The following is a 13,018-nucleotide window of genomic DNA, read 5'->3' as shown; positions in this document are numbered from 1 at the left end:
TACAAACAATAAGAAGCCTGAAGGAGAAGCCCGTGACCCCCGTCAAAGAGATCCTGAAGACCAACGCCCGTCACGTCGACAGCACCCGCCTGTGGCAGTCGCTGATGGACCTGGCCCGGCTCGGCGCCACCGCCAAGGGGGGTGTCTGCCGCCTGGCCTTGACCGACCTCGACCGCCAGGCCCGCGATCTGTTCGTGCAGTGGTGCGAGGCGGCCGGTTGCTCGGTCAGCATCGACGCTGTCGGCAACATATTCGCCCGCCGTCCGGGCCGTAACCCCAAGCTGCCGCCGGTGATGACCGGTAGCCATATCGACACCCAGCCCACCGGCGGCAAGTTCGATGGCTGCTTCGGGGTGATGGCCGGGCTGGAGGTGATCCGTACCCTCAACGACCTGGGCGTGGAAACCGACGCGCCGCTCGAAGTGGTGGTGTGGACCAACGAAGAAGGTTCGCGTTTTGCGCCGTGCATGATGGGTTCAGGGGTGTTCGCCGGCAAGTTCACCCTGGAAGACACCCTGGCCAAGCGCGATGCCCAGGGTGTCAGCGTTGGCGAAGCGTTGAACACCATTGGCTACGCCGGTCCGCGTGCCGTGTCGGGGCACCCGGTGGGGGCGTATTTCGAAGCGCATATCGAGCAGGGTCCTATCCTTGAGGACCAGGCCAAGACCATCGGCGTGGTCCTCGGCGCGCTGGGCCAGAAGTGGTTCGACCTGACCCTGCGCGGTGTTGAAGCCCATGCCGGCCCTACGCCGATGCACCTGCGCAAGGACGCCCTGGTGGGGGCAGCCGCTGTGGTAGAGGCGGTCAACCGCACGGCGCTTGCCCACCAGCCCCACGCTTGCGGCACGGTGGGTTGCCTTCAGGCGTACCCGGGCTCGCGTAACGTGATCCCGGGCGAAGTGCGCATGACCCTCGACTTCCGCCACCTGGAGGGCGAGCAGTTGAATGCGATGATTGCCGATGTGCGCGGGGTGATCGAGGCGACCTGTACCAAGCATGGCCTGAGCCATGAGCTGGTGCCCACGGCAGACTTCCCGGCGCTTTACTTCGACAAAGGCTGTGTCGACGCCGTACGCGAGTCGGCCAAGGCGTTGGGCCTGCCGCACATGGACATCGTCAGTGGGGCGGGGCATGACGCGATCTTCCTGGCCGAGCTGGGGCCGGCGGGGATGATTTTCGTGCCGTGCGAAAACGGCATCAGCCATAACGAGATCGAGAACGCCACGCCCGATGACCTGGCGGCGGGCTGCGCAGTGTTGTTGCGGGCGATGCTGGCGGCGTCGGAGGCAATTGCCAGCGGGCGGCTGGCGGCCTAGGCACTGGCCTCAAGAAGGCCGTTACGGCCAAGGTGATAGCGCTGCAGGTCCTGCGCCAGGGTCAACTGCCCGCTGTAATGGGCGAGGGCCTCGTCGCGCACGGTGTCGATGTGCGGGCTGCGCCGTGGGTCGTTCTGGTAGCGGGCGCTGAAATGCGTCAGTACCAGGTTGCGCACGCCAGCGGCCTCGGCAAAGCGTGCCACCTCAGCGGCGGTGCTGTGGCCGAACGTGCCCCCGGTGCGTTCGACCACCGCCTGGGTGAAGGTGGCTTCGTGCACCAGTACATCCGCCCCCCTGGCGACGGCTGCCAGCAGCGCTGGTTTGTCGTTGTCCCCGCACACGATCACCCGCTGGGGCGGACGCGAAGGGCGCAGGTAGTCGTTGCCGTTCAGCAGTTGCCCGTTGAACGTCACGGTCAACCCCTTGGCCAGCTCGCCCCACAGCGGACCACGCGGTATGCCCTCGGCGTCCAGGCGCTGGATGTCCAGGCGTGGCTCAGGGTTGATTTCGGTGAATACGAAACCCACGCTGGGCACCCGGTGCGACAGTTGCACGGTGGTCACCTGCAGGGTCTCGCTGCGCCATGCGATCAGCGCTTCCACGGGCAACAGGCGTAGCTCGAACGGCAGGAAGGTGTCGCTGGCAATCAGGCCCTGGCGTACCCAATCGTGCAGTACGGCGGGCAGGATCACTTCCAGCGGCTGGGTGCGTCCGCTCATGCCCGCGCTGGCCAGCAGGCCGGGCAGGCCGAAGCAATGGTCACCATGCACGTGGGTGATGAAGATCGCGCGCAGGTCGCGGATCGAAAGCGGGGTGTGCAGCAGGCGGTGCTGGGTGCCTTCGCCGCAATCGACCAGATACCAGTGGCTGCCACTGGCTTCGATCACGGCAGTGGCGCTGACATTGCGTGCCTTGGTGGGCACCCCGGCGGAGGTGCCGAGGAACAGCAGGTCCATGCTCAGGCTCCTGTTTCAGGCCAGAAGCGGCCAAGGTGATACGGGGCGCACACCTTAGCCGGATTGCCACCCGCCGTCGACGGCCCGCTAGTTATCCTGTCGCCAGATGAGCTTGCTGGTGTCATACCCTTGCTCTCGGGCGATTGTCAGCAGTTGCTCGCGCTGCTGGTCGGTGACCGCTGGCGTGCGCGAAAGCAGCCACAGGTACTCGCGGTTGGGGTGGCCGACCAGTGCCACGCGGTAGTCCTTGTCGTGGTACAGCACCCAGTACTCGCCCTTGGTCAGGCCCGGTGCCAGGCGGCTGAACCAGTTGTCGAAGCGCACCCACAGCTTGTCGGTACTGCCCGGTTGCTGAGCCTCGGCGATGCCCTTGGCTTCATTCCACTGGCCGTCCTTTTCCTGGCAGCGGTTGGTTACATCGATACGGCCGTCCTCGCGCAAGCCATAGCGCGCCTCGGACTTCACGCAGTTACGCTGGAAGAACATCGGCAGTCGCGCCAGTTCATACCAAGTGCCCTGGTAGCGTTGCAAGTCGACCTGCTGGGTGCGCGGCGGTGCCGGGTGATCGTTGCCGGCGCAGCCGAGCAGGGCCAGGGTCATGCAGGAAAGCAGCAGTGTAGTGCGCAGCGCCATGGGTGACCTCCTTGGAGCGGATGGGGCGTACCTGTGTTTCGACGCCTGTGCGGGGAAAAAGTTGTAGACGATATTGCCTGCGGGTAAACCCGTGCAGGAGCGGTTTTACCCGCGAAAGGGCCCGCACAGGTCCGCACAGGCCTGCCTCACAGCCAGTACGTCACCGCCCACCATCCCAACCCGCCCATCACCACGGTATAGGGCAGCGCCATCCACACCATCCGTCCATACGACAGCCGGATCAGCGGCGCAATGGCCGAGGTCAGCAGGAACAGGAACGCCGCCTGCCCGTTCGGCGTCGCCACGCTTGGCAGGTTGGTGCCGGTGTTGATCGCCACCGCCAGTGTTTCGAAATGCTCGCGGCTCATGCTGCCGTTGAGAAATGCCTGCTTCACTTCGGTGATGTAGATGGTGGCAACGAACACATTGTCGCTGATCGCCGACAGCAAACCGTTGGCCAGATACAGCATGCCCGGTTGCTGTTCGGCCGGCAGCGTCAGCACCCAGCTGATCAATGGGCTGAACAATTGTTGCTGATGAATCACCGCGACCACGGCAAAGAACACCACCAACAGCGAAGTGAATGGCATGGCGTCCTGGAAGGCACGGCCCAGGCGGTGCTCGTCGGTGATGCCGGTGAAGGCCGTGATCAGTACGATCACCATCAGGCCGATCAGGCCGACCTCGGCCACATGCAGCCCCAGGCAGATGATCAGGATCAGGGCAGCAAGCCCTTGTACCCACAGCGCGATGCGCTGGGCCTGGGTACGTGCGGCATCGTCCTCGGCGGCATAGGCAGCCAGTACCTGGCGCACTGTCTCAGGCATCAGCGTGCCGTAGCCGAACAGGCGCAGCTTCTCCAGCAACACGCAGGTCAGCAGGCCGGCACCCAGCACCGGTATCGACACGGGCGCCACCTTGAGGAAGAAGTCAGCGAAGTGCCAGCCCATCTCGTGGCCGATCAGCAGGTTCTGCGGCTCGCCCACCAGCGTGCACACGCCACCCAAGGCGGTACCCACTGCGCCGTGCATCAGCAAGCTGCGCAGGAACGCGCGGAACTGGTTCAGGTCGTCACGGTGTAACTGCGCCACTTGCTGGTCGCTGTCCAGTGCGCTGTCTTCACGCGGGTTGGCGCCGGACGCCACGCGATGGTAGACCGCATAAAAGCCGACCGCGGCGCTGATGATCACGGCCGTCACGGTCAGCGCATCGAGAAACGCCGAAAGGAATGCCGACAGTACGCAGAACAGTAGCGACAGCATGGCTTTCGAGCGCACACCCAGCAGAATGCGCGAGAACAGGAACAGCAGCAGTTCCTTCATGAAATGGATACCGGCGACCATGAACATCAGCAGCAGGATTACCGGGAAGTTGTGCTGCAGTTCTTCGTACAGTGCCTGCGGCGTGGTCATCTGCAACAGCAGGGCTTCGATCAGCAACAATCCGCCGGGCATCAGCGGGTAGCACTTCAGCGCCATGCCCAGGGTGAAGATGAACTCGATTACCAGCGCCCACCCGGCTGCAGCCGGGCCAATGGTTGCCAGCAGAAGCGGATTGAGCACCAGGAACAGGCAGATGACCGCTTTGTACCAAAGCGGCGACTGGCCCAGGAAACCGTGAGCGAGGGCGCCGGTCAGGGAGCGCGACATGAATATGTATCCTTATGATTCAGCGATGGCGCACGGTGCCGGATCATTGCGCCTTAGGCAAGGCATACAGTCCCGTTTTTGGCACAAGTACGGTCATCGGCATGAGTTAACATCCGGACCATGAACTTTTCGCCCGCAGGAGTGCCGCCCGTGACCGAGTACAGTGCATTAAAGGTCGAACTGACCGACAGCGTCGCCCATGTTCAGATCAATCGCCCAGAGAAGGTCAACGCGATGAATGCGGCCTTCTGGGAGGAAATCGTCGACATCTTCCAGTGGATCGATGACACCGATGCCGTGCGCGCGGTGGTGATCAGCGGCGCTGGCAAGCACTTTTCCGCCGGTATCGACCTGATGATGCTGGCCTCGCTGGCTGGGCAGATGGGCAAGGACGTGGGCCGCAATGCACGCTTCCTGCGCAAGACCATCCAGCGGCTGCAGGCCTCGTTCAACGCAGTGGACACGTGCCGCAAACCCGTACTGGCGGCCGTGCAAGGTTACTGCATCGGCGGCGCCATCGACCTCATCTCGGCGTGCGACATGCGCTACTGCAGCAGTGACGCGCAGTTCTCGATCAAGGAAATCGACATGGGTATGGCGGCCGATGTTGGCACATTGCAACGTTTGCCACGCATCATTGGCGACGGCATCATGCGGGAGCTGGCGTTTACCGGGCGCAATGTCGAGGCCGACGAGGCGCTGCGCATCGGCCTGGTCAACCGAGTCTATGATGATCAGGCCGCACTGATGGACGGCGTCTTTGCCATCGCCCGCGAGATTGCCGCAAAATCGCCGATCGCTGTGGCCGGCACCAAGGAAATGCTCAGCTACATGCGTGACCATCGCATCGACGATGGCCTGGACTACATTGCCACCTGGAACGCCGCAATGCTGCAGTCCGAAGACCTGCGCGTGGCTGTGGCGGCGCACATGAGCAAACAGAAACCGACGTTCGCCGACTGATCGGGCCGGGGGACGCGCAGTAAAGGAACCCCCGACATGTCAGCACGCTGGACTACTGCAGTACTCGACCCACAGATGACCGGGGGGCTGGCCGTGGCCCGCAGCCCTGAAGGGTTTCTGGTGGACGCCAACGGCGCGCTGTTCCCCCGCGACTGGCTCAAGCGCCAGGACCTCGACGTGCTGTGCGAGCACGGCATCGGCCACTTTGACGGCCAGCCGGTGTTCCTGCTGGAACTGCGCAGCGCCACTGATGTGCCTGGCTGCAGCTGGCGCGGCCTGCGTGCGTTCATGCTCGAAGGCGACTTCGACACCTACAAGGTGCTGGGCTATGCCGCACAAATCGGTACCTGGGCGCGCGAGCATCGCTTCTGCGGCAGTTGCGGCCAGGCGATGACGCAAATTCGCTGGGAGCGGGCGATGTACTGCCAGCCCTGCGACCTGCGCAGCTATCCGCGCATTTCACCCAGCATGATCGTGCTGGTGACCCGCGGTGATGAAATCCTGCTGGCGCGTTCGCCACGCTTCGTTACCGGGGTGTACAGCACCTTGGCAGGTTTTGCCGAGCCGGGTGAATCGGCCGAAGACTGCCTGGTGCGCGAAGTGCGCGAAGAAGTGGCGGTGGAGGTGCGGAACATCCAGTACGTCGGCAGCCAGTGCTGGCCGTTCCCGCATTCGATGATGCTGGGTTTCCATGCCGAGTATGCCGGGGGCGAGATTGTCATGCAGCCGGACGAGATCGAGGACGCCAAGTGGTTCAGTGTCCACGACCTGCCGCCGCTGCCGGCCGGGCGGTCCATCGCCCGGTACCTGATCGACCTGTATGTTGCGCGGCGGCTGGGCTGTGATATCCCTGCTTTCCCGTCCTAGCTGCAGTGAACAATGTGCTCCGACTAGGCGCAGGGCGCAGGCAATGGTCATTCCATTGCCAAAGCCCCTCAGGCCTGCCCGAACCAGTGTTGCCACGCTAAGCGCACGGTCAACGCCAGCACCACGGTGATGAACACTGGGCGGATGAACTTGCTGCCGCCGCTGATCGCAGTGCGTGCGCCGAAAAAGGCGCCGACCATCACCGACAGGCCCATGCACAGGCCGACGATGTAGTCCACCTGCCCGGAAATGATGAACACCGTCAGCGCCGCGATGTTGCTGACGAAGTTCATGCTGCGCGCCACGCCGCTGGCGCGTACCAGGTCGATGGGGTACAGCAGCAGGGTACTGACCGTCCAGAACGCCCCGGTACCCGGGCCGGCTACGCCGTCGTAGAAGCCCAGGGTGAAGCCTTGCGGGACTTGCCACTTTTTCTTGATCGGAGCATCGGCATCCAGCGGCGCCTTGGGCGTGCCGCCGAACAACAGGTAGATGCCACAGGCGAAGACGATCACTGGCAGCATCTTGTTCAGCCATTCGGCTGGCATGTAGTGGGCGATGACGGCGCCGAGCAACGCCCCGGTCAGGGTGGCGAACAATGCCGGGCGCCACTGCGCCGGATGGAACAGTTTGCGTTTGTAGTAAGTGAAACTTGCGGTGGCCGAGCCGAAGGTGGAACTGAGCTTGTTGGTGCCCAGCACCAGGTGCGGTGGCATGCCGGCGGTGAGCAGGGCCGGGGTGGTGAGCAGGCCCCCGCCACCGGCGATGGCGTCGATGAATCCGGCGACGAAGGCGACCAGCGCCAGGATGAGTAGGGTTAGGGGTTCTACGGTGAGTTCGAAGGGCATGGGAGGCTTTCAAGCTGAAGGGCCGGATTGCGGCAAATGGACTGATAATCGGCCATGATAATCTCTCGTCCCTGAGGCTGTCAGTGTTTCAAGCCGTTTACTTGTTTCAAACCCGATGCAGACGTGCTCGTTCAGGTTAGTGTCTTTATGACCCTCGCCTCACTGATCTGAGAGTGGCTGGATGTGATAGATCAGGTGACGTAGCGGGTAATTGAATGCTCGAATGCCTTTTGGCGGTTTGCTGGGACGCGAATGCTAAGTTGTTCAACTGGGCTCTATACTTATGGCTCTTTTCCACTAGTCCTATGTAGGCAAGTTGTCCGTCTATGTCCAAATGCTTGAGATAGTCAAAGTCTTGAATGATGGGGCCTTCAATATTGCCTTTCTTGAAACGCCAGTTAAGGACTGCTGTGTCTCTAAGCTCAGCAAGCATGGCGTCCATCTTCGGAAGCTTGTAGATCATCTGGAGGGTGTCTTGGGTTACGTTTGGACTGTCAACGATAGTGGAGTATTGTTCGAGGTTGGGGAAATTCGTGATTGCTTCCCTTGCTTTGTTGATGTAATGAATCCTGGGCTTCACGAACTTATTCTTTACGCTATTCCACATTGTATTGAGGCGGCGTAACATATGTCCCGAAGGGTCGTGGTAATTTACTGGGTCACCCAGGCAATAGGCATAGGCGTTATGTGTGTGTTTTGTAAACGGGCTGAGGCTGTCTGCTGAATAAAATCGAGCTAATCTCGGACTAAAGGCGCGATAACCGTTACCAAGGAGGTAGCAGTTTGTGACGTCATCGAAGCGTTGTCCGGTGAATCCCATCATATGAGCTGTAACGCTGTACCCGTAAGCGGTGTAGGTCAGGTTGCAAGTGCCGCTGCGATAAGAGCGCCTTGCTATGGAGTTACGTGAGTCTGTTGCCAGTAATAGTGTTTCGGTTGAGTGTTCCGCCAGAGGAATGTTTGAGATGGAAAACACTGTCACGGAACGTCCGCTGTCAATTTTCGAAGACAGGTGGTCATTTTTGTAAAATAAGCATTGCTTCCTGTTTTGTGACATGGTCAACCTGCTGGCGTGGGAATGGTCAATTGAGACTACCCTCGAACAAAATAGGCAGGCGCGCAACTGGTAGATTTGCCAGTTGCATACAGACACCACATAAGTGTGTTGCTTGTACCGGCCCTTTCGCGGGTAAACCCGCTCCTACAGGTACTGCACAGGTCTTGAGGACGGTGGAGGACCTGTAGGAGCGGGTTTACCCGCGAAAGGGCCGGTACAGGCGAAAGCATCAACTACGGATAAACGCCAGCAAATCCGCATTGATCACATCGGCATGGGTGGTGGGCATGCCATGCGGGTAGCCTTTGTAGGTTTTTAGCGTGCCGTTGGGCAGCAGCCTGGCCGACAGTACCCCGGAATTTTCATAGGGCACGATCTGGTCATCGTCGCCGTGCATCACCAGCACCGGCTGCTGGATGCCCTTGAGGTCCTCGGTGAAATCGGTCTGGGAAAACGCCACGATGCCATCGTAATGGGCCTTTGCACTGCCGATCATGCCTTGGCGCCACCAGTTGCCGATGATGCCTTCGCTGGCTTCGGCCCCAGGGCGGTTGTAGCCGTAGAACGGCCCTGTTGGCACATCCCGGTAGAACTGCGCCCGGTTGCTGGCAACCTGGGCCTGGAAACCGTCGAATACCGACTTGGGCAGGCCTCCGGGGTTGCCGGGGGTTTGCACCATCAAAGGGGGTACGGCTGCGATCAGCACGGCCTTGGCCACCTTGTCTTCAGGGTGCCGTGCCATGTAGCGCACCACTTCGCCGCCGCCGGTCGAGTGGCCGACATGCACGGCGCCCTGGGTGCCCAGGTGGGCGACCACGGCGGCTACGTCGTCGGCATAGTGGTCCATGTCGTGGCCGTCCCATACCTGGCTGGAGCGGCCATGGCCCCGCCGGTCGTGGGCGACCACGCGGTAACCCTGGGCGAGGAAGAACAGCATCTGCGCGTCCCAGTCATCGGCACTGAGCGGCCAGCCGTGGTGGAAGTGGATCACCGGCGCATCGCGCGGGCCCCAGTCCTTGTAGAAAATCTGTACGCCGTCCTTCGTGGTTACATAGCTCATGGTCGTGTCTCCTGGGTGCAGGAAGCGAAGGGAGCTATTGAGAATAGGAGGAATTTTGGCGGGTATCAGGAAGTTGTGTTGTGTGTGCGGGCCTCTTCGCGGGTGAACCCGCTCCTACAGGGATCTCATGGATTTTGAATGCGCAGGAGCGGGTTCACCCGCGAAGAGGCCCACACTCATGCCCTTCAGACGCGGTCGCGCATGCGGTACCAGGCCTTTGCCGCAGCTTCCAAAGGTGCAGCCAGCAGGTCGCCACCGGGGAAGCGGCCGTTGTCGATGCCTTGGTACAGCGCCAACAGGTCTTCATCGCCGAGAATGGCATCGCTGACCGCACGCGCCGCCGCCAGGGTCGGCAGAACGCCATGGCCGGAGAAACCCTGCAGCCAGTAGCGCTGGCCCTCGCGGCCGACGTCCGGGGTGCGCTTGATGCTGCAATCGATATGGCCGCCCCAGGCATAGTCGATGGCCACCCCGGCCAGTTGCGGGAATACCCGCTCCAGGTACGGGCGGGTGGCGCTGGCGACGTCCTTGGGAATGCCGCCCAGGTAAGTGCAGCCGCCACCGAACAGCAGGCGGTGGTCCGGGGTGAGGCGAAAGTAGTCGGGTACGAACTGGTTGTCGATCACACAACTGTTGCGAGGTAGTAACGAATGGGCGAAGTCGGCATCCAGAGGCGCAGTGGCGACCTGGTAGGAACCGACTGGTAACAGGCGACGCGACAGGCTGCGGTCAAGGCGGTCGATGTAGGCGTTGCAGGCCAGCACCAATACCTGGCAGCGAACTTCGCCACGGTCGGTACGGGCGACATAGCCGTCGCGAGCCTGCTGGTAGCTGAGCACCTGGCTCTGTTCGTAGATTTGCCCGCCGGCAGCCTCGATGGTATTGGCCAGGCCCTGTGCCAGTTTCAGCGGGTTGAGGTGGGCACCTTTGGCGTCGTACAGCGCGGCCTGGTAGCGCGGGCTGTCGATCCATTGCGGCAACTCGTCACGGCCAATCAGGCGCAGGGCGTCGTAACCCCATTTATGCTCGGCATCATGCAGGGCCTCTTCGAGCATTTTCACCCGGCGTGGCAATACCGCAGTCCACAGGCTGCCCTGCCGGTAGTCGATGTCGAAACCGTGGCGTTGAGGCAATTCGCGCATCTCGTCGGCGGCCCAGCACATGCTGGCCCATAGCCGTTGGGTGCGTTCGATGCCAAGGGCCTGCTCCAGCGGCGGCATGTCGCACGACCAGCCCAACAGGGCCTGGCCACCGTTGCGTCCGGAGGCCGCCCAGGCAACCCGGCTGGCTTCCAGCAGCGTTACGCGCTTGCCGGCCTGGGTCAGCCGCAGGGCAGTGTGCAGGCCGCTGAAACCGGCGCCGATGATCAGCACATCGGTGTCCTGAGTGCCTTGCAGGGTAGGGCGTAATGGGATGTTGGCGGGGTAGGTCTGGGCGTAGTAACTGGCGACGTGCTGGGCGGATTGTTTGAACATGCGGGATTTCCGTGAAAATTATTATGTTTATTTTCATGAAAAGTTAGCAGTTAAATTTCACGCTGCCAATGTGTTGGTCGGGGTTTGTGGTTTGCCTGTGGTTAATGTGTTGCCTGGGCTGGCCTCTTCGCGGGTGAACCCGCTCCTACAGGGGGCACGCGCAGAGAGACCGGACGTGAGAAGGCGTAATTTTCAGGACGTTGCCTTTTTCCGCGGCTGCCGTGGCTTGCTCGGAGTTGCCTTGTTTCCGGCCGCTTTGCTTTTCCCACCTCCACCGCGACGTTTCTTCTTCCAGGGCGGGGCCGCCCCGGCCGCTGGCCCGCTGATGGTCATGCGCATGCCGCTGCAACGCTCGACCAGCTTGCCCATCCACGCTGATTGCCGGGCGACGAACTCTTCCAGGGGCATCTCGCCGCTTTGCACCATGTCCAGCGCCTGCTCCCAGATCGCCGTGGTGCCGGGGTCGGCAATGGCGCGGGGAACGGCGTCGATCAGGCTGAAGGCCGCAGGTGTGGCCGACAGCGCCTTGCCGTTCTTTACCAGGTAACCGCGGTCGAGCAGGCCCTGGATAATGCTGGCGCGGGTGGCTTCGGTGCCGATGCCGGTGGTTTCCTTGAGCTTCTGCTTCAGCCGAGGGTCATCCACCAGCTTGGCCACGTTTTTCATCGCCTTGATCAGGTCGCCTTCGGTAAACGGTTTGGGTGGCTGGGTCCACAGGTCTTTCAGTTGCAGGCTGTGTACGTTGCAGTCCTGGCCTTCGCGAAGCGCCGGCAGCACCTGGGCCGGTGGTGCCTCGCGGCCTTTGGCCGGGGTCAGCGCCTCGGGCAAGGCGCGGCGCCAGCCCGGCTCGACGATCTGCTTGCCTACAGCACGCAGCGCATGACCGGCGCAGTCGAAGTCGGCCTGGGTGCGGTCGTACTCATGGTTGGGCAGGAACTGCGCCAGATAGCGGGCGCGGATCAGGGTATACACGGCCTTGTGCTTGGCCGGCAGGCGCGAGGGGTCACTGGCGGCGGCGGTGGGGATGATGCCATGGTGAGCGCTGACTTTGGCGTCGTTCCACGCCCGCGAGCGGCGTTGCGGCTCCAGGTAGGGCTGCAGCGGTGCCAGGCTGGCATCGGCCCGTTGCAGGGCGGCGAGGATGGCGGGTGCCTCGGCGTGCTGGCTTTGTGGCAAATAGCCGCAATCGCTGCGCGGGTAGGTGATCAGCTTGTGTGTTTCGTACAGTGCCTGGGCAATGTCGAGGGTTTCCTGGGCGCCGAGGCCGAACTTTTTCGAGCACAGCTCCTGCAGGGTGCCAAGGTCGAAGGGCAGCGGTGCTGCTTCGCGCACACGCTCGGTCGCTACCTTTACCGCTCGGGCAGTGCCGGCATGGCCGATGTCGGTGGCGGCCCGCTGTGCCAGGTCTTGCTTCAGGCAGCGGCCTTGGTCATCGCAGACGTCTTCGGGGGCGCGCCATTGGGCATTGAAGCGTTGGCCGGCGTGTTCCAGCTGTACGTCGATGGCCCAGAACGGCACTGGCACGAAGTTGGCGATGCTGCGGTCGCGGTCGACCACCAGGCGCAAGGTCGGCGTTTGCACGCGGCCTACCGGCAGCACACCCTGGTAGCCGGATTGGCGGCCCAGCAAGGTGAACAGCCGGCTCATGTTCATGCCGATCAGCCAGTCGGCGCGCGAGCGGCCCAGCGCCGAGTGGTACAGGTTGAACGTCTCGTGGCCTGGCAGCAGGCGCGCCAGGGCCTTGCGGATGGAGGCGTCATCCAGCGCCGACAGCCACAGGCGCTGCACCGGGCCTCGGTAGCGGCAGTGCTCGACCAGTTCGCGGGCAATCATTTCGCCTTCGCGGTCGGCGTCGGTGGCAATCACCAGCTCCCGCGCTTCACCGAGCAGACGTTTGACCGCCTTGAACTGGCTGGCGGTCTTGGGCTTTACCAGCATCTTCCACTTGTCTGGAATGATCGGCAGGTCGGCCAGGTTCCAGCGCTTGTAACGTTCGTCATAGCTGTCGGGCGGGGCGGTTTCCAGCAGGTGGCCAATGCACCAGGTGACGCAGATATCGGTGCCTTGCCAGCAGCCGTCGCCTTTGCGGTTGGCGCCGAGCACTTTGGCAATGTCTTTTGCCTGGGAGGGTTTTTCACAGAGGAACAGGCGCATGGCCGGGACGCTTCATCGGGGTGGTGGGCCATAGGATGCG

At 62.5% G+C, this 13,018-nt stretch carries 11 protein-coding genes; 3 read left to right on the top strand and 8 right to left on the bottom strand.

Features of this window, described 5'->3' with window-relative positions:
- Positions 1-32: 32 nt before the first annotated feature.
- Positions 33-1,316: a Zn-dependent hydrolase gene (locus tag AC3WLP_RS02005; RefSeq protein WP_014860802.1), complete on the top strand. Its 1,284-nt coding sequence runs from the start codon at positions 33-35 to the stop codon at positions 1,314-1,316.
- On the opposite strand, the gene AC3WLP_RS02000 is transcribed toward AC3WLP_RS02005, so the two are convergent.
- The 3 genes from AC3WLP_RS02000 to nhaB form a co-directional block, all read right to left on the bottom strand.
- On the bottom strand, positions 1,313-2,272 hold the full coding sequence (locus AC3WLP_RS02000; protein WP_060537617.1) for a ribonuclease Z: 960 nt from the start codon (positions 2,270-2,272) through the stop codon (positions 1,313-1,315). The two genes, AC3WLP_RS02005 and AC3WLP_RS02000, sit on opposite strands and share 4 nt — an antisense overlap.
- Positions 2,273-2,359: 87 nt before the next feature.
- On the bottom strand, positions 2,360-2,905 hold the full coding sequence (locus AC3WLP_RS01995; protein WP_003251256.1) for a lipocalin family protein: 546 nt from the start codon (positions 2,903-2,905) through the stop codon (positions 2,360-2,362).
- Between the two features lie 146 nt (positions 2,906-3,051).
- Positions 3,052-4,554, bottom strand: a complete 1,503-nt coding sequence (gene nhaB, locus AC3WLP_RS01990; protein WP_003251254.1) for a sodium/proton antiporter NhaB — start codon at positions 4,552-4,554, stop codon at positions 3,052-3,054.
- A gap of 150 nt (positions 4,555-4,704) precedes the next feature.
- On the opposite strand from nhaB, the gene AC3WLP_RS01985 reads away from it, so the two are divergent.
- Entirely contained in the window at positions 4,705-5,517 is an 813-nt protein-coding gene (locus AC3WLP_RS01985; RefSeq protein WP_017148216.1) for a crotonase/enoyl-CoA hydratase family protein, read from the top strand.
- A gap of 36 nt (positions 5,518-5,553) precedes the next feature.
- Positions 5,554-6,384 (top strand): NAD(+) diphosphatase, encoded by an 831-nt coding sequence (nudC, locus tag AC3WLP_RS01980; protein WP_012051813.1) that lies wholly within the window; start codon positions 5,554-5,556, stop codon positions 6,382-6,384.
- Between the two features lie 68 nt (positions 6,385-6,452).
- Here the strand turns inward: nudC and AC3WLP_RS01975 are convergent, their stop codons facing one another.
- The 5 genes from AC3WLP_RS01975 to AC3WLP_RS01955 form a co-directional block, all read right to left on the bottom strand.
- Entirely contained in the window at positions 6,453-7,232 is a 780-nt protein-coding gene (locus AC3WLP_RS01975) for a TSUP family transporter (RefSeq protein ID WP_012051814.1), read from the bottom strand.
- Between the two features lie 145 nt (positions 7,233-7,377).
- Positions 7,378-8,214, bottom strand: coding sequence for an RHS repeat-associated core domain-containing protein (locus AC3WLP_RS01970; RefSeq protein ID WP_235784387.1), 837 nt, complete (start codon positions 8,212-8,214; stop codon positions 7,378-7,380).
- Between the two features lie 304 nt (positions 8,215-8,518).
- On the bottom strand, positions 8,519-9,349 hold the full coding sequence (locus tag AC3WLP_RS01965) for an alpha/beta fold hydrolase (protein ID WP_088512489.1): 831 nt from the start codon (positions 9,347-9,349) through the stop codon (positions 8,519-8,521).
- A gap of 185 nt (positions 9,350-9,534) precedes the next feature.
- Entirely contained in the window at positions 9,535-10,824 is a 1,290-nt protein-coding gene (locus AC3WLP_RS01960) for an NAD(P)/FAD-dependent oxidoreductase (protein WP_014755958.1), read from the bottom strand.
- A gap of 192 nt (positions 10,825-11,016) precedes the next feature.
- Positions 11,017-12,978 (bottom strand): DNA topoisomerase III, encoded by a 1,962-nt coding sequence (locus tag AC3WLP_RS01955; RefSeq protein WP_088512488.1) that lies wholly within the window; start codon positions 12,976-12,978, stop codon positions 11,017-11,019.
- Positions 12,979-13,018 lie beyond the last annotated feature (40 nt).

The sequence above is a fragment of the Pseudomonas sp. FW305-E2 genome (assembly GCF_058782925.1).
Note: the sequence above shows the minus strand (reverse complement) of the source record. Positions and strands in the feature narration are given on the sequence as shown.